17 protein-coding genes are annotated in these 17,223 nt (G+C 29.0%); all 17 read right to left on the bottom strand.

What is annotated here, in order from left to right; all coding sequences use genetic code 11:
- The coding region (locus QZ429_RS03445; RefSeq protein ID WP_291951118.1) for a hypothetical protein at positions 1-346 on the bottom strand (346 nt) is incomplete at its 3' end.
- Between the two features lie 53 nt (positions 347-399).
- Complete coding sequence (gene perR / locus QZ429_RS03450) at positions 400-816, bottom strand: peroxide-responsive transcriptional repressor PerR (protein ID WP_291951121.1); 417 nt, start codon at positions 814-816, stop codon at positions 400-402.
- 78 nt (positions 817-894) lie between these two features.
- A complete protein-coding gene (gene dxs / locus QZ429_RS03455; RefSeq protein ID WP_291951124.1) occupies positions 895-2,724 on the bottom strand; it encodes a 1-deoxy-D-xylulose-5-phosphate synthase in 1,830 nt (609 codons plus the stop codon).
- On the bottom strand, positions 2,721-3,530 hold the full coding sequence (fliH, locus tag QZ429_RS03460) for a flagellar assembly protein FliH (protein WP_291951127.1): 810 nt from the start codon (positions 3,528-3,530) through the stop codon (positions 2,721-2,723). Before fliH ends, dxs begins: the two co-directional genes overlap by 4 nt.
- A gap of 3 nt (positions 3,531-3,533) precedes the next feature.
- Entirely contained in the window at positions 3,534-4,562 is a 1,029-nt protein-coding gene (fliG, locus tag QZ429_RS03465; RefSeq protein WP_291951130.1) for a flagellar motor switch protein FliG, read from the bottom strand.
- Complete coding sequence (fliF, locus tag QZ429_RS03470; RefSeq protein ID WP_291951134.1) at positions 4,562-6,247, bottom strand: flagellar basal-body MS-ring/collar protein FliF; 1,686 nt, start codon at positions 6,245-6,247, stop codon at positions 4,562-4,564. Before fliF ends, fliG begins: the two co-directional genes overlap by 1 nt.
- Before the next feature lie 14 nt (positions 6,248-6,261).
- Positions 6,262-7,353 carry a histidinol-phosphate transaminase gene (gene hisC / locus QZ429_RS03475; RefSeq protein WP_291951137.1) on the bottom strand — a complete coding sequence of 364 codons (1,092 nt, stop codon included), beginning with the start codon at positions 7,351-7,353 and terminating at the stop codon, positions 6,262-6,264.
- Complete coding sequence (pheA, locus tag QZ429_RS03480) at positions 7,343-8,416, bottom strand: prephenate dehydratase (RefSeq protein ID WP_291951140.1); 1,074 nt, start codon at positions 8,414-8,416, stop codon at positions 7,343-7,345. The genes hisC and pheA overlap by 11 nt, the downstream gene beginning before the upstream one ends.
- Positions 8,413-9,174 carry an HAD-IIA family hydrolase gene (locus QZ429_RS03485; RefSeq protein WP_291951144.1) on the bottom strand — a complete coding sequence of 254 codons (762 nt, stop codon included), beginning with the start codon at positions 9,172-9,174 and terminating at the stop codon, positions 8,413-8,415. The genes pheA and QZ429_RS03485 overlap by 4 nt, the downstream gene beginning before the upstream one ends.
- A 1-nt stretch (position 9,175) precedes the next feature.
- A complete protein-coding gene (gene lysA, locus QZ429_RS03490; RefSeq protein WP_291951147.1) occupies positions 9,176-10,384 on the bottom strand; it encodes a diaminopimelate decarboxylase in 1,209 nt (402 codons plus the stop codon).
- Between the two features lie 18 nt (positions 10,385-10,402).
- Complete coding sequence (locus QZ429_RS03495) at positions 10,403-11,464, bottom strand: LptF/LptG family permease (protein WP_291951149.1); 1,062 nt, start codon at positions 11,462-11,464, stop codon at positions 10,403-10,405.
- Between the two features lie 2 nt (positions 11,465-11,466).
- The gene (gene pth, locus QZ429_RS03500; RefSeq protein ID WP_291951152.1) at positions 11,467-12,006 is read right to left on the bottom strand and encodes an aminoacyl-tRNA hydrolase; all 540 of its coding nucleotides are present in this window, start codon (positions 12,004-12,006) and stop codon (positions 11,467-11,469) included.
- A gap of 1 nt (position 12,007) precedes the next feature.
- Positions 12,008-12,544 carry a 50S ribosomal protein L25/general stress protein Ctc gene (locus QZ429_RS03505; protein ID WP_291951156.1) on the bottom strand — a complete coding sequence of 179 codons (537 nt, stop codon included), beginning with the start codon at positions 12,542-12,544 and terminating at the stop codon, positions 12,008-12,010.
- Positions 12,545-12,805: 261 nt separating this feature from the next.
- Positions 12,806-13,777, bottom strand: coding sequence for a transaldolase (locus QZ429_RS03510; RefSeq protein WP_291951159.1), 972 nt, complete (start codon positions 13,775-13,777; stop codon positions 12,806-12,808).
- Positions 13,774-14,400, bottom strand: a complete 627-nt coding sequence (gene serB, locus QZ429_RS03515) for a phosphoserine phosphatase SerB (protein WP_291951162.1) — start codon at positions 14,398-14,400, stop codon at positions 13,774-13,776. The genes QZ429_RS03510 and serB overlap by 4 nt, the downstream gene beginning before the upstream one ends.
- Positions 14,400-14,915, bottom strand: a complete 516-nt coding sequence (locus QZ429_RS03520; protein ID WP_291951165.1) for a chemotaxis protein CheW — start codon at positions 14,913-14,915, stop codon at positions 14,400-14,402. Before QZ429_RS03520 ends, serB begins: the two co-directional genes overlap by 1 nt.
- Before the next feature lie 4 nt (positions 14,916-14,919).
- On the bottom strand, positions 14,920-17,223 hold the full coding sequence (locus tag QZ429_RS03525) for a chemotaxis protein CheW (RefSeq protein WP_291951168.1): 2,304 nt from the start codon (positions 17,221-17,223) through the stop codon (positions 14,920-14,922).

Raw genomic sequence — 17,223 nt, forward strand, 5'->3', positions numbered from 1 at the left:
TGATTTTCAAAATATCAAGACTTTCTTTTAATTTCTTTTGAATATTTACTTCAAAAACATTTTCAAAAATCATAAAATACAAGATAAATTCATTAAAATTTTTATTGATTTTATGTAAATATTTACTTTTTGGATCATATAAAAATAGATCTTTTTGAAGCTGAAATTTTTGATATAACCTAAAAAGCAAAATTCTTAAAATATCAAAACTTCGCATATGTGATGAAATCGATAATTTTATTTTTGGAGTTAAAGCTATCGTGTTTATACAATCATTATAAGTAAGAAATCGTAAAGTTTTTTTATCAAATATGAAATTCTCAAGATTACCAATAACTTTTTTCATGTATTTAAACCGATTTCAATACAAGAAAAATTAAAGATATTATATATCTTTGATTATTTATTTTTGCAAAATTTACAACCATTTATATATGCAAATACACCAAGATAATCAATAATATTTCCAATCTTTTTTTCAAGATTTTCTTGATATGTTTGAAGTCCGCTTTCTACATAACATATATCTTCTATATGATTACACTTACTACACACGACGTGAATATGAGGATACTCATAAATATCATAACAAGTTTTTTGATTTGGTGTGTTAATTTCAACTACTAAACCTTGCTCTTTTAAGGTATTAAGATTTTTATAAACCGTTGCTAAAGAAATCGATGGATATTCTTCTTTTATATTTTCATATAAAGAATCTATATTAGGATGCTCATGACGCTTTAAAATCTTAAGAATACAAAGTCTTTGTGGTGTAGCTTTAAGATCGCAATCTTTTAGCATTTGTATAATTTCCATTTATATCTCCTAATTTTTTAAGCAGTATAACTATTTTTTTATAAAAATATTATTATATTAAAAGATATTTTTTATCCTTTAATAAGTTTTTATTTTTTCACACAAAGAATTTGTATCAAGCCCTAAAGAAGCTTCGACTATATTTGTCTTGCCATGAGTAATGAATTTATCTTCATACTCAAAGCTAATAACCCTAATGTGCATTAAATTTTCTTTTTGTAAAAATTCCATAATCAAACTTCCAACACCACCTATTTTCGCACTATCTGAAAAAATAAACCAAGTTGTAGTTCTTTTTGCCAATTCTTTTAAAAGTTTTTCATCTAATGGCTTTGCAAATATAAGATCAACTAAGCTTGCATATCCTTCTCCTAGATTATCTAAAACCAATTTTGCTCTACCAACTCCTTGACCAAACCCTAAAAACACCTTATCGCTTTGACTATCAATTAAAATTTGTGCTTTAGCAAAACTTATCTGATGAGCTTTAAATTCATTATCTAAAATAAAATTACCTCTAGGATAACGAAAAGCAAATACACCTTGATGAAAATACGCATATTCCATAATTTTTTCCATCATATCCTCATCTCTTGGAGCTGCAATAGTAATATTTGGCACAGCACTTAAAAAACTTACATCAAATACTCCTTGGTGCGTCTCCCCATCTTCGCCTACAATACCTGCTCTATCCATAGCAATAACAACATTTAAATTCATAATAGCACAATCATGTATTACTTGATCATAAGCTCTTTGCATAAAAGTACTATAAATAACGATAAAAGGTTTAAAGCCTTCCTTTGCCATAGAAGCCATAGAAGCTACTGCGTGTTGTTCAGCTATAGCTACATCCCAAAAACGATGCGGAAAAGATTCTATTAATTTATCAATACCTGTTCCACTTGGCATAGCTGCAGTTACACCTACTATATTTTCATATTTATGAGCTAATTTTAGTAAAATATTTGAAAAAATTTCGGTAGCACTTTTTTTATTTACACCTTGTTTTATACTTTCTCCACTATTTATGTCAAAAGCACCAACTCCGTGCCATTTAGCATTTTTTCCTTCAGCAATTTGATAACCTTTTCCTTTAATAGTTTGAGTATGGACTACACACGGCTTTTTTATGCCTTTTGCTTGATTTAATGCTGTGATAATTTCACTAATATTATGTCCATTAATAGGTCCTATATATTCAAGTCCTAATTCTTCAAATAAAATTCCAGGGGTAATAAGTCTTAAACTTTCCTCAAATCGCTTTGCCATATATGAAGCACCTTGGGGAAAATATTCTAAAATATTTTCAATACGCTTTTTAAATTTCTGATAAAATTGAGTTGCCATAGCTTGAGAAAGATATTTTGAAATTGCACCAATAGGTTTTGAAATACTCATTTCATTGTCATTTAAAATAATGACACAAGGATATTCTCTATCGCCAAGTTCATTTAAAGCTTCATATGCTATACCTGCACTAAGTGCTCCATCACCTATTAAAACAACAGGTATGCGATCTTCATTTTTTAGCTGTATAGCCTTACAAGCTCCAACTGCCAAAGATATAGAAGTGCTTGAATGACCAGCTATAAAATAATCACCCTCATCAGGTTTAGTGTAGCCACTTAAGCCTCCAAATTGTCTTAAAGTATGAAAAATATTATGCTTTCCATTTAAAAGTTTATGCGGATAAGATTGGTGTGAAACATCAAATATAAACGGATCTTTATTTACATCAAAAACATAATGCATACCTATAGTAAGCTCTACAACACCTAAATTTGAACTTAAATGTCCTCCATTTTTACTAACAGCATCAATAATATTTTCACGCAATAAAGAAGCTAAATTTTCTAGCTCTTTAATGCTCATTTGCTTAACATTTAAATGATTAAAATCTATCATTCATTTGCCATATTTTTAATTTTTTGCAAACGAGAATTTAAATTTGATTCTATATTTCCAGCATCACTAAGAATTAAAATACTACCTTTATTAATCGCATCATCAACGCTAAATTTTAAATTACTACCTTGTAAATGATCTTTTACATATTCAAAATCATTAGGATTTAATTTTAATTCAATTTTAGTTGCATTTTTCAACTCTTCCATTAATTCTTTAGCCAAATTTAAGGCAATTATAGATGAATTACTCTCCACTTCTTTTGCAATAACTTCTTTTGCAATAACAACAGCAGTATCTGCTAGTTCTTTTTCATTTTTTAGTAAAAATTCATTAAGAGTTTGTATAGTATTATCTAATTTTTCAACACTTTTTAAATATTTTTCTCGCAAATCTGTAAGTTCATTTTCAAAACTTTTTTGAGCCTCTTCAAATCCCTCTTTAATGTATTTTTCTTTAGCGTATTCTAACTCGCTAGTTAGACGATTATTAAATTCAGCCTCTTGGCTTTCTATTTGCATTTGTAATTTAACAATATTGCTTGACATTTCATCAGTCTTTTTTAGCAAATCTTCTACAAAATCTGGTTGAATTTGAGTATTTGTAGTTGGAGGGGTATTTTCCTCCTCTTGAGTTTTAGAAACTTGCTCATCTGTTTCAATATTTTTTGCCTGTGATTGCTGATTTTCTTCGTTTAATTTAACATCATCATTAGAAGTCATCTCACTCATAACTTTAAAATGATAATCTTCTACAACGTGACTTGCGATATTTGTATTTGAAATTACATTAGTTAATTTAGCCATTTTTTACTCTATCATTTCATCAGCTTCGCCCATTTGGACAAGACCTTGTTCAGCTAATTTTTGAACTACCTCAACAACTTTTCGTTGTGCTTCTTCTACATCTTTTACACGCACAGCTCCTAAAAATCCCATTTCTTCAACAAAAGCTTCAGCTGCACGAGTGGACATATTTGCCATAAATTTTTGTTTTAAGTCTTCACTAGCACCCTTTAAACCTATCATCAAGTCTCGTTTATCAGCAACTTTTAAAACTTCTCGAATTGCATTGGTGCTAAGTTGAGAAATATCATCAAAAGTAAACATTAAATCTTTAATAGTAGTAGCCAATCTCTCATCACTTTGCTCGATATAAGTAAGTGTTGTTTTAGAAGCTTTTTGCCCTAATCTATTAAGCACTTCAGCCACTGCTCTTGGACCACCAACTTCAACTTTATAAGAAGTAAGACTTTCTAGTTTGCTCTCAAGCACAGCAGAAACTCTTTTTATAATAGATGGAGAAATATCTCCTAAATTTGCCATTCTTATTACAACCTCAGACCTTAACTCATCGCTAAAATATTCTAAAGTTTCAGCAGCCTGAGCAGTATCCATATGTGCTAAAATTAGAGCAATTGTTTGAGGATGCTCTTTAGTAATAAAATCAGCAAGTTGTTGAGGTTTAATTTGTGAAAGATAAGCAAAATTTTGATTACTTTCCATACTCTTAGTAAGTTTTTCTAAAATTTTACCTGCAATTTCAGGACCAAAAGTCCTAAATAAAATTTCTTTTGCATACTCCAAACCACCGCTTTTAAGGTATTGATTAGATTGAAGTAAAGTATAAAATTCTTCAAGCACTGCAGTAGCAACTTGCTTATCTACATTTTTTGCTAAAGCAATATAACGAGAAATTTCAGTAATAGCATTAATATCCATATGGGAAAATAAAACCGTAGTAACATCTTCTCCAAGTTGAATCAAAAATACAGCAATCTTCTCTGACATAGAAAGATCATCATAAATCATTTTCTGTTCTTCGCTAAGCTTTATCATTAGATATCCTTCTCACCAAATTCTGCTTCATTTTCAATAAGTTTTTGCAACAATAAAGCCACCTCTTCTGACTTTTCATTTGCCACGCCTCTTAATTTTTCAAGCAATACATCATATTGTAATGAATCTTCATCAATGTTATCGCCAAAACCAAGTTGTTCTTCAACTTTTTTACGAGCAGCATTAAATTTCTCAATAGCATCTTCAGCATCATCGATAAACTGCCCTTCTTTTCCTTCTTTTTCTTCTTCAAGTTTAATATCTGCAAGCATTTTTTGTGAAAATGGCACAATAACTTTCTTGTAAAAAATAAAAAGCAAAAATGCAGCAAAAAAATACTTAACAGGTGGTATAAATGGTTCAACAAATTTATTATAAAAAGTTTGCACCTTATCTTCAGCTTTAGCAGTTTTATGAAATTCTAAATTATCAACCTCGACTGCATCGCCTCTAGCAAGATTAAAACCTATAGCACCCTTAGTTAAATTTTCAATAGCTTGAATTTCTTTATCACTTAAAGAAACATATTCATTGGTAATATTTCCTTTATCATCGGTAATAGCCTTGTATTTTCCATCAACAACAACAGCAGCTGAAATTCTTTTTATTGTTGCAAATTGCTTAGTTGTATTTGTAATTTTCTTTGAAATTTCATTATTAGTTGTAGTTTGATTTTTCGTATAAATTTCACGTGAACCTTTATCATCTAAACCTTCTACCGGTCCAATATTTGAAATAGCACCAGGAACACCTTGAATTTCTTTATCTTTAAATCCTTCTTTATGCTCTTCTAATGTTTGCTCACTACGCACGACAGTGTTAGGATCATAGACCTCGCTTTGGGATTGTTCTTTTGAAAAATCATAATCAATACTAACTTTTGCAACTACCCTATCATAACCTCCGGCAAAAGGAGCAATTGCTGCTACAATCTTTTGTTCTAATTCATATTCTTGATCTCTTTTATATTTTATCTGTGCTGCTATTAAATCATCTGCAAAGCCTTCTTCATCATCAAGAGGAATACCCTTTTGATCCATAATCTTCACATTCTCTGGAGTAAGCTTTGTAACTGAAGATGCAATTAAATTTTTAATCCCCATAATTTGCTTTTTATTTAGTTTCAAACCATCTTTAACGGTTAAAGCAACAGAGGCAGTAGGTGGAACTTGCTGTTGAGTAAAAAGAGTATCTTTTGCAAATGCAATATGCACTGTGGCACTATGTATTGGCTCTAAACTTTCTATAGTCCTTGCTAATTCACCTTCTAATGCTCTTTGATATTTTACTTTTTGCTCAGCTTCTGTCGCTCCAAATTCTTGCTTATCAAAAAGCTCAAATCCTACTTTATTATCCTTTGGTAATAACCCCGCAGAAGCTATAGCTAAACGCTGTTTATAAACTTGATCATTAGGCACTAAAATAGTTCCTTCATTACGCAAAATATAAGGCACACCATTTTTCTCAAGTTGAGTTACAATCATAGCTGAATCACTAGTATTAGCATTTTCAAATAACACAGAATAGCCAGCATCATTAGCTATACTAGAACCACTTTTAAATAAAGTTAAAAAAACTAAAAATCCAACAACTACAACAATAGAAGCAGCAATAATAATACGCTGTTTTAAACTCAAATTCTGATAAAGCTGTCCCACTTGGTGCAGCATAGTTTTATAATCCATCTAATCCCTATAAACTAAAAAATTTGTAAAAATTCCTCAAAAAACCTTGAATTTTCGTATTCTATACCTATGCTTATACGCACAGCATTTAAACCATAGCTTTGTAAATTTCTTATTATTATACCTTTTTTAAGCAATTTTTCAGATAAATCTGTGCTATTTTTTTTATCAAAGAAATAAGTAATAAAATTTGTATAACTTTCTATATATGAAATTCCATTTTCTTTTGCAAATTCTTCATAAAGCTTCATCTGTAAAAAATTATTTTTCAAAGTTTTGCTAATAAATTCCTCATCACTTAAAGCCGCAAATGCAGCTTTTAAACTCAAATTTGTAACATTAAATGGTGCTCTTAATTTATAAAAAGCGTCAATAATTTCTTGTGAAGCTATACCATAACCAACTCTCATACCACCTAGACCATAAAGTTTTGAAAAAGTTCCTAAATATAAAGTATTATTAAATTTTAAAATTAATTCTTGAGGATTAATAAATTTATTTTTATCCTTAAAACTTGCATACTCATTATATGCTCCATCAATCACAACTAAACAATCTTTATCAATCTTTTTTATAAATTCAAAAACATCTTTTCCATCTAGACATTCCCCTAAAGGATTATTAGGTAAGCATAGAAAAATTACCTTAATCTCATTTTTATGCTTTTCATATAGGCTATATAATTGATCTAAATTATGTGTTAAACTTTGAGTCTTATAAATTTTTGCACCTACTTGCTTTGCATAAATTTCATACATAGCAAAACTTACTCCGCATTGCAAATAAGCCTTAGTGTGATCAAGTTTTGCATGGACAGCATATTCTATAATTTGATCACTCCCACTTCCTATAATGATATTTTCATTTAAAACATTAAATTTATTTGCTAAAGCTTGTTTTAATTCACTCATAGTATCATCTGGATAAAGGTGTGCTAAATGTGCATTTTTTACAATAGCTTCTTTTGCTTTCAAACTTGTGCCATAAGGATTTTCATTACTAGCTAGTTTAATAACTTCTTTTAAATTAAATTCTTTAGCAATTAAATCAATATCTTTTCCACTTTCATAAGTTTTAATTGCTTCTAAAAAAGGATTAAATCTCATTATTTTCTCCTGATAAATACGAACCAAGCCATTGTATATAATTAGCTTTTTTTAAAACTCTTTGGATATTATCATCATCAATATGTCCTTCAAAATCTATAAAAAAACTATGAATAAATTCTCTTGTTTTTATAGGACGTGATTCTAATTTTGTGAGATTAACACCTTCTTTTTTAAATTCATATAATAAATCGCTAAGACCACCTGGTTTGTGTGCAGTATGGGCTAAAATAGAAGTTTTGCAATTATTCATTTGTGGTAATTTTATATCACTTAATATTAAAAATCTCGTGCGATTTGCTAAATTATCTTCAATCCTTTCAAACAAAATAGGAATATTATAAAGTTTAGCTGCTATTTTAGAGCAAATTGCAGCTGATTTTGTGTCTATAGATGCTAAATAAGCTGCGTTGGCAGTGGATTTACTAGCTATAAATTCAACTTCATTTAAATCATGACTTTCTAAAAAATTTTTACATTGATTATAGCCTTGAGGATGAGAATAAATTCGTTTAATTTCCTTTAAATTTTCACTCACACTTACAAAAGAATGATGTATATCCATATAAAGTTCTGCAAAAATTTTAATTTCTTCATATTTGCCTAAACAATCAAGTGTTACACCAACAGCACCTGCGGTATTATTTTCTATAGGGACAACACCATATTTAGCTTCCTTGTGGATTAGTTCTTTAAAAACATCTTCTATATTTGCTAATGCAATATAACGACTCATAGCACCAAAACGACTTCTAGCAGCTTGATGTGTATAACTACCCTCAGGTCCTAAATAAGCAACACTTTGAGGCATTTCTAAATTTCTTGAAACAGCAAAAATTTCTTGATAAATAGCCTCAATAGCATTTTGATTTAATGAGTCATAATTTTTATTTTTAAGTCTATTAATAATAGCTCTTTCGCGTTCTGGCCTGTAAATACTCCCGCCTATTTTTTGCTTAATTTCACCTATATTTTTTACACAAAACATTCTTTCATTAAGCAAATTTAGTATTTTATCATCAATATCATCAACTTTACTTCTTAATATTTCTATTTCTTTCATACAAACCTCGATATATAATACTCTTTAATATTATCATATACAAAATTTAACTTAGTTAAGTCCAATCCTTTAGTATCTGAAATTTTACCACTTAAAACTAAAGATGTTTGCATACCAAGCTCATAAGCACCTAGCAAATCTCCTTTATAATCATCACTAATAATCATAACATCATTAAATTCTACTTCTGAAATTTGAGTTTTTAATAAGTCCAAAGCACTAGTATAAAAAGCTTTACTCGGCTTACCTATGATAGTATATTGAAAATCATAAGAATTTTTTAACATAGCCATAATGCTACCAACACCAGGATAAAGACGATGATTTTTTTTATAAATACTACCCTCGTGCATAGCAATTGCTTTAATCCCGTGTTTTATATATTCATTCATATAGGCAAAATCTTCAAATTTAAATTTATCATAACTAGCTACTAAAAAAGCTTGTGGATTTTTAAAGTCAATCTCATAACCTAGTATTTCAAGACTATCTAAGAATTCTTTTGAACCAAAAGCTGCTATTTTACATGGTTTTAAATAATCTTTTAAAACGCATAATGGATCAATATAAGCATTGTCTTTGATTTCAAAACCTAAGTTGCGTAGTTTATTTAAAAAATCTAAATTTTTTGTATTATTAGTAACAACAACATAAGGAATTTTTTCTTTATTTAAAGCTTTAATAAGCTGTAAAGAGCCGTCTATTGGACTTTTATCTACATCTGAGATTAAAGTACCTTGAACATCTAAAAAAAGCATATTAGTCCTTTAAATAGTCTATTTCTAAAGCAATTTGATCAACATAATTTTCTCGTCTTCTAATTACTCTTATTTTATTATCTTCTTTAGCAAGCTCACAAACCCTATTTCTAGTATTATAATTACTACTCATACTAAAACCATAAGCACCAGCACTTTTAATCACAATCAAATCTCCCATTTTCACAGGAGCTAATTTTCTGTTTTTTGCTAAAAAATCCCCACTTTCACAAACTCCACCAACTATATCACAAAGACTTAGATTCTCTTTTGTATCAGTTAAAAGTTCTATTTCGTGATAAGCTTCATATAAACTTGGACGCAATAAATCATTCATAGCTCCATCTACGATAACAAAACGTTTTGTTTTATTAAATTTTTCATATAACACTTTAGTAACAAATTCACCTGCATTTGCCACTAAAAATCTTCCAGGTTCCATACCAATACACACATCAAGTCCTTGCAAACTTGTCAAAATTCCTTGTGCATATTCATATAAATTTGGTTCTTGCTCATCTTTATAGCAAACACCAAGTCCTCCCCCTATATCAAAAAATTTAATATTAATTTTTAAAGCTATAAGCTCTCTAACTAATTGTGAAACAATTTTTGATGCTTCTTGTATGCTACTAATATCTAAAATTTGAGAACCTATGTGAAAATGCACTCCCACAGGCTCTAAAAAACTAGATTTTTTTGCATAAATATACATTCTTTTAGCACTTTCAATATCTACTCCAAATTTATTCTCATGCAAACCAGTAGAAATATAAGGATGTGTTTTTGCATCAACGTTTGGATTAACTCTTATACTAATTCTTGCAACTTTTTGCATTTTATTTGCAATTTGTTCTAAAAGAAGCATTTCTGCTTCACTTTCAAGATTGATATAAAGTATATTTTCACTTAAAGCATACTCAAGTTCTTCAGTGCTTTTTCCCACGCCACTAAAAATAATCTTATAATTTTTAGCTCCAGATTTTAAAGCTCTATAAATCTCACCAGCACTTACACAATCAAATCCACTATCTAAAGAAGCTAAAAATTTTAAAACACTTAAATTAGAATTTGCTTTTACAGCATAAAAAATTTGAGATTTTCTTGCTTTAAAAGCATTTTTAAGTTTATAAAAACGTTCTTTAATTTTATCAAAATCATAAATATAAAATGGAGTGTTATATGTATTTGCTAATTCATAATAATCCATAAAAAACCTCTTTTATCGTCATTTATTTTTAAAATAATAAAAACTTCCTATTGTTACTAAAATAAAAATTGGAAGCATTATACCAAGCTCTGGAGGTAAGATATCATTTCTACTCAATCTAGCAAGTAAAAATAACAATCCCCATACTCCAAGCACTGATATAAAAAATACAAAAGCTAAAAATGCTAAGTTAAAAAATCTTGCTGTAAGTGGAAAATAATAATAAATTATAAGCATTAAAAAAGGTGCAAAAAATGGAAATAAAATCAAAGAATATAAATTTGTTCTAAGAGCATTTGTAGAAACATTTTGTTTAGAAAATATAATAATACTTTCTAAAGCATCTTTGATAGAATAAGAAGGATCTCTTTCTACCAATGAAATACGCTCTAATATTTTAGGGGAAAAATCCTCCAATCCTTTAACATTTTTAAATTCTTCTATTTTTAATCCTTCCTTTGTAACAATTAAATGTTCAGGAATAATTATAGACTTAACATTATTTAAATTCCAAAAATTTCCTTTAAATTGTGCGTTAGATGCTTGAATAAGTCGCTTTATGTCTAAATTTTTTATTTCAAAAATTTTTATATTGTATAAAGAATTGGCATCAGTTTTTTCTATATACACAAAATTATCATTATATTTAATTAAAACATCATTGCCTTCTCTTGATATGACCCCTGTTTTTACTATATTGCTTTTATATTCATTTGCATAAGCAAAAGGTGTCAAATTTAACACTACATACACACCACAAAAAAACAAAGCCCATAAAAATGGATAAAAAATAACTTGATTTTTACTGAGTCCTAAGGTATATAAACTTACAAATTCGTTAGATCTTATCATATTAAATACACATAAAATCAAAGCAAAAACTATAGCAAGTGGTAAAATATAAGAAATAGCTGAACATATTAAAAAAAATATATAAAGAAGTTCTAAATTTGCACTTTTTGGAATTTTATTAAAATTTACTAGAAAATCAATCGCCACAAAGAAAAAAGTTAAAGAAAAAAATAATATAAAAAATGATTTTAAATACAAAGATGAAATATAGCGAAAAAAAATGCTCATCATTAACTTTTCAACGAATATTTTGAAGCAATTTGTTCTATATTGGAATTTAAAAGATCAAATAAAGCTTTTTTTGCTTGAATTAAAACTTCATTTAATTTTTCTCTTTCTTCTTGTGTAAAATTTCCCAATACGTGAGAAACAACATCAAGGTTTTTTCCTATACCTATACGAATTCTTTCATAATAATTTCCACAAAAATCATCTATACTCTTAAGTCCATTATGGCCACCACTTGTGCCACCTATCTTAAATTTTAAAGCACCTAAATTTAAATCAATATCATCATGGATAACTATAACCCTTTCACATTTATAAAACTCCTTGACAGCATAAACACTTTGACCAGAAAGATTCATAAAAGTTGAAGGCTTTAAAAAAAGAGTTGAAGAGCTCTTAAAAAGCTCTCCTTTAAATTTAGCACTAGAAATTTTTACATTCTCTAGATCTTTAATCAATAAATCAATCAACATAAAACCGACATTATGTCTAGTTTGTTTGTATTGTTCTCCTATGTTACCAAGTCCTACGACTAAGGTCATTTTATCTTGCTTTTTCTACGCCAACTACAGCAACTCTATCAGCATCAACCATAACCACACCTTCAGGCACGACAACATCACGGACTAAAAGCGCATCGCCAACATCAAGCTTTGTAACATCAAGTTCAAAGAAATTTGGTAAATTTTCAGCAGCACATTTTACTTTCAATCTTCTTTTTGACTGGATTAAAACACCTTTATTTTTAAGACCTATGGCAGTTCCTACTACTTTTACAGGAACCATATATTTAGAAATAACACCTTTTTGTGCTACTTTTAAATCTACATGCTTAAGTTCAGCTGTAACAGGATCTTTTTGGTAATCAACTACAACTACACTTAAAACTTTAGAATCAATTTTCACATCAAAAACTAAAGTAGTTTTTTTACGAACTTCCTTGATAAATTCATTTATTTTAAAAGCTGCATTGATATTTTCTAATCCTTTTCCATAGATATTAGCGATTAGATAACCATCTCTTTTTAAAGCTTTTGCGGCTTTTCTACCGATACTCTCTCTAATGATACCTTCTAGCATCTTTAACCCTTTCTAAAAAAATAAGACCTGATTATAATAATTTTTTACTTAGCAAAGTATAAAATCATTTAAAAAACAAATATCTAACTTAAAAAAGATACTTGAAAAATATCTTTACAATTTTTATACACTCATTAAAACACTTTATTTTACAAGGTCATCAAAAATACACAAGTGCGATAAAAATATCTTTATTAATATTTTTGCTAAAAACTAATATTATAAATTAAAGTATATAATCTTAATAAAATTATATACCTTTTATAAACATTTTAAAATATCTTCATAAGCTATACAAAATTGTTCTAAGCCATCATCTAGCAAAAATTTACTAGCTTTTATTAATTTATCATTTGAAATATTTGCTTGTAATTTTTTTTCAATACATTCATCTTCTAAAGGCTCTTTAAATATTATTTTTTTTCCTTTAAAAGTATTAATTGCATCTAATGGAGCAGTATTAATAGCCTTATCATACAACAACTCTTTTATATAATAATCTTTTTCTAAATCATTACCCTTAACACCAGTACTAGCAAAAAGTGCTCTAATATTATTTTCATTTTGTTTTGTTATATACTTATAAGCTTTTGTAGCAGTTAAAATTCCTATAAAATTTTTATCTAAAACTTGATTATTTAAAAGTTTATCAAAACGACTTACAAAAATACTAATAACAGCTTGTGGTTCTCTATTTTTTATAATGTTATTTTTTCTAAATTCTTTTAGACCCAAATTTAAAGCATCAAAACACTCTTTTACTTGTTCAAAATCAAAAATTAAAGTAGCATTAACACTAATACCATTTTTCATTAATTCTTGCATAACCTCATAAGAAGCTTTTGTAGCAGGAATTTTAATCATTACATTATCTTTTGCAATTTGAGTATATAATCTTTTTGCTTCTGCTAAAGACAAACTAGTATTATCTTTTAATCTTGGATCAATCTCAATACTAATAAAACCATCGTCTTTTTTATAATAATTTAAAGCAAGTTTATCAGCAGCTTTTGCTATATCTTCCATAGCCAAACACTCATATAAAAATTTTTTATCTTTTATGCAGTAGTTTTTTATCTTTTCTCTATATATGCTCGAATTTAAAATTGCATTTTTAAAAATAGTAGGATTTGAAGTAGCTCCATTTATAATTTTTGTAACAACTAAATCTTGAAATTGTTGATCTAAAAATTCATTTTCCACAAAATCACACCACAAAGAAAATTTTTTCATTTTATCACCTTTATAATTTCTTTTAAATCTTTTTTATCAATACAAATATCTGCGTGAGTTTTTAAAATAGCTTTTGCACAAAAAGCTATTTTTAACCCACACTCATCAAACATAGATATATCATTTGCTCCATCACCTACACACATAATCTCATCAGTATTTAAATTTAAAAATTTTTTTAATCTTTGTAAAATTACGCCCTTAGAATTATTAAACATAATTTCTCCACCTACTTTACCTGTCAAAAATCCATCTTTATGATGCAAAAAATTAGCAAATCCAAAATCAAAATGAAGTTTTCTTTGTGTAAGATCTATACCCTCATGAAAACCGCCACTAAAAACTATAACTTTAATATTTTGTGATTTTAAATATTCACAAAGTTCTATAGCGCCATTCATCAAAGGTAAATTTTCACAACACTTTTTTACTTGAAGTAAAGGCATACCCCGAAGTAAAGCTACTCTTTTTAATAAACTTTCAAAAAAATCAAGTTCACCATTCATAGCTTTATCGGTGATACTTTTTACAGCATCACCGACATTATATGCTTTTGCTAAAATATCAATGGTTTCACCATCCATTAGCGTAGAATCAAAATCAAAAGCGCAAAGTTTTATCATTAAAACTCACGTTTTAGCAAAGCCTCAGCTTTCAATATAGTTAATATATTCTCTTCCCTTTTACCTATACCAAAAATCATTCCTTTTTCTTTTAATAAAGTTTCAGGTGGCGGATCAATTCTATTTCTATGAATTTTAATAGCTTCTGTTAATCTATCTATAACAAAGCCTGCATTACCAACTGGACTTTGATTACCACTAGCTATGCCTTTTAATACAATATATCTAGTTTGAGGGGTCATTTTAGAGCTCCCTTGATTAAATCTTTGTGCAAGATCAATTAAAGGTATAACATTACCTCTCATATTAAATACACCAAGTACATAATCAGGCACACTAGGAACCCTAGTGTATTCTATTGGCTTAATTATCTCTTGAATATTAAGAATTGGAATAGCGTATTCCTCATCTCCTACAACAAAACCTACAAGCTGAATAATATCCTCTTCTTTAATGTCAGGTTCTGAAATTTGTGCTTGTTGTTTTTGCAAAACCTGGTTTAACTTATCATTCATCTTTTTATCCTAGTTTTAAATTTTTTCTAACTACATTTTCCAAGTACTCTGGTGAGTAAGGCTTAGTAATATATTCAGTCATACCTACTTCAACACCTCTTAAACGATCTGACTTACTAGTCCTTGAAGTAACAGCTACAAGTGGAAGATTATTATATTTAGAATACTTTCTAATCTCGCCTGCTAAAGTATAACCATCCATTCTTGGCATTTCAATGTCAATTAACACTGCATCAATGTCATAATCACCTGATTTGATGGTATTTAAAGCCTCAACACCATTTGTGGCTTCAATCACACTAACTCCAAGTGGTTCTAAAGATTTTTGCATAATATTTCTATCCATTTTAGAATCATCTACTATAAGCACAGTATAATCACTTGGTTTTTCTTTAACTACCTTTTTCGCTTGTGATTCAATTTGAGCTTTAATATCAATTTTAATTTCTTTAGCTATATCCATCATAGCTGCAACATCAATAATTAGAGTTACTCTACCATCACCACGAATAGTCGCACCTGCAATACCTTGAATATTTTGCAAATACTCTCCCATTGATTTAATAACAATTTCTTCTTGGCCAACTAAACTATCCACCATAATCCCAAGCTTGCTCTCTGCTACTCCTATAACAACTACATAGGTTTGATCATTATTTTCAAGCACATGCTTAACTCCAAACACATCTGAAAGCCTTACAAGAGACAAGACTTCATCTCTTAAACGAAGAACATTTTTACCTTCGATAGTATAAATATCATCAATTGGAACTCTCACGGTCTCAAGAACAGAAGCAAGTGGAATGGCAAAAAATTCTTCTTGAGTCCCTACAAGCAATGATTGAATAATAGCTAGAGTAAGCGGAATTTTAAGTTTCATCACCGTGCCTTTTCCAAGCTCACTATCTACCTCGATAACACCATTTAATTTTTCTATATTTGTCTTAACAACATCCATTCCAACACCACGTCCTGAAACATTGGTGATTTTTGCTGCAGTAGAAAATCCTGGTTTAAATATCAATGTGAATGCTTCTTTATCAGTCATTTGATCAGCTTCACGTTCAGTGATTAAATTCTTTTCTATAGCTTTAGCTTTTAAAACATCAGCATCAAGCCCTTTACCATCATCTGCGATCTCAACAACGATATGATTTCCTTCATTATATGCTTTAAGATTTACGGTTCCTTTTTCTGGCTTACCATTAGCAGCACGAGTTGCAGGATCTTCTATACCATGATCACACGAATTTCTAATCATATGCATAATAGGATCACCTATCTCTTCAACTATAGATTTATCAAGTTCAGTTTCCTCACCTGAAATTTCAAGCTCCATTTGCTTTCCAAGCTCACGGCCTAAATCACGCACAACTCTTGGGAATTTATTGAAAACTTTTGCAATTGGTTGCATTCTTGTTTTCATAACAGCAAGCTGTATATCTGTAGTAACTATACTTAGTTGAGATACTACTTGATTTAATTCTTCTAAAAATCTTTCTCCATCATAACGTTCTTCAACATCATCATAAATTTTCAATAGACGATTTTTACCTAAAACAAGCTCCCCAATTAAATTCATCAAGTGATCAAGTCTTTTAACTTCAACCCTAATTGTTTGATCCATATTTGCACCACTGCTTGATCCACCAGCAGCTGGAACTTTTTTTTCAGGAGCATTTTGTTGCACAGATGCAGTTTTTGGAGAAACTGAAGCAGTTTGTGTTTTTTTCTTTTCAGCACGTCTTGCTTGATCTTCAGCTTTCCTTACCTTTAAGAGTCTTTCAATCTCAGCCTCTACCTCATCATCACTAAGCTTATTAACATCAACATCTGGTTGTTCTTCAACTTTAACTTCTTCTTTTTCTTCTTTGCTTTCTTCAACCTTAGGTTCTACTTTAACATTATCTAAATTTTCACCCTCTGAAATAGCAGTTAATCTTGTGCAAATTGGAGCTATATCAAGTCCTATTGCAGTATCATTTCCATTATCTCTAATCGAATTTAATAAAGTTTTCATCATATCAATAGACTCTAAAACTACGTCCATAACTTCAGGAGTAATTTTAAGCTCATTATGTCTTGCTTTATTTAAAACATCTTCCATATGATGAGTAAGCTTAGTTAAAACATCAAAATTTAAGAAGCTTGAAGACCCTTTAACCGTGTGTGCAACTCGAAAAATTCTATTTAATAATTCTAAATCTTCAGGATTTGCTTCTAGCTCAACTAAATCATGATCAATTTGCTCAACTAATTCAAAGGCTTCAACTAAAAAATCCTCAAGTATTTCTTGAATATCTTCCAT

The organism is Campylobacter sp., from assembly GCF_020024835.1.
Classification (GTDB): domain Bacteria; phylum Campylobacterota; class Campylobacteria; order Campylobacterales; family Campylobacteraceae; genus Campylobacter_D.

Coding starts and splice junctions, on each gene's coding strand:
- perR (WP_291951121.1), bottom strand. CDS start 816: ATGGAAATTATACAAATGCTAAAAGATTGCGATCTTAAAGCTACACCA.
- dxs (WP_291951124.1), bottom strand. CDS start 2,724: ATGATAGATTTTAATCATTTAAATGTTAAGCAAATGAGCATTAAAGAG.
- fliH (WP_291951127.1), bottom strand. CDS start 3,530: ATGGCTAAATTAACTAATGTAATTTCAAATACAAATATCGCAAGTCAC.
- fliG (WP_291951130.1), bottom strand. CDS start 4,562: ATGATAAAGCTTAGCGAAGAACAGAAAATGATTTATGATGATCTTTCT.
- fliF (WP_291951134.1), bottom strand. CDS start 6,247: ATGGATTATAAAACTATGCTGCACCAAGTGGGACAGCTTTATCAGAAT.
- hisC (WP_291951137.1), bottom strand. CDS start 7,353: ATGAGATTTAATCCTTTTTTAGAAGCAATTAAAACTTATGAAAGTGGA.
- pheA (WP_291951140.1), bottom strand. CDS start 8,416: ATGAAAGAAATAGAAATATTAAGAAGTAAAGTTGATGATATTGATGAT.
- QZ429_RS03485 (WP_291951144.1), bottom strand. CDS start 9,174: ATGCTTTTTTTAGATGTTCAAGGTACTTTAATCTCAGATGTAGATAAA.
- lysA (WP_291951147.1), bottom strand. CDS start 10,384: ATGGATTATTATGAATTAGCAAATACATATAACACTCCATTTTATATT.
- QZ429_RS03495 (WP_291951149.1), bottom strand. CDS start 11,464: ATGAGCATTTTTTTTCGCTATATTTCATCTTTGTATTTAAAATCATTT.
- pth (WP_291951152.1), bottom strand. CDS start 12,006: ATGACCTTAGTCGTAGGACTTGGTAACATAGGAGAACAATACAAACAA.
- QZ429_RS03505 (WP_291951156.1), bottom strand. CDS start 12,544: ATGCTAGAAGGTATCATTAGAGAGAGTATCGGTAGAAAAGCCGCAAAA.
- QZ429_RS03510 (WP_291951159.1), bottom strand. CDS start 13,777: ATGAAAAAATTTTCTTTGTGGTGTGATTTTGTGGAAAATGAATTTTTA.
- serB (WP_291951162.1), bottom strand. CDS start 14,400: ATGATAAAACTTTGCGCTTTTGATTTTGATTCTACGCTAATGGATGGT.
- QZ429_RS03520 (WP_291951165.1), bottom strand. CDS start 14,915: ATGAATGATAAGTTAAACCAGGTTTTGCAAAAACAACAAGCACAAATT.
- QZ429_RS03525 (WP_291951168.1), bottom strand. CDS start 17,223: ATGGAAGATATTCAAGAAATACTTGAGGATTTTTTAGTTGAAGCCTTT.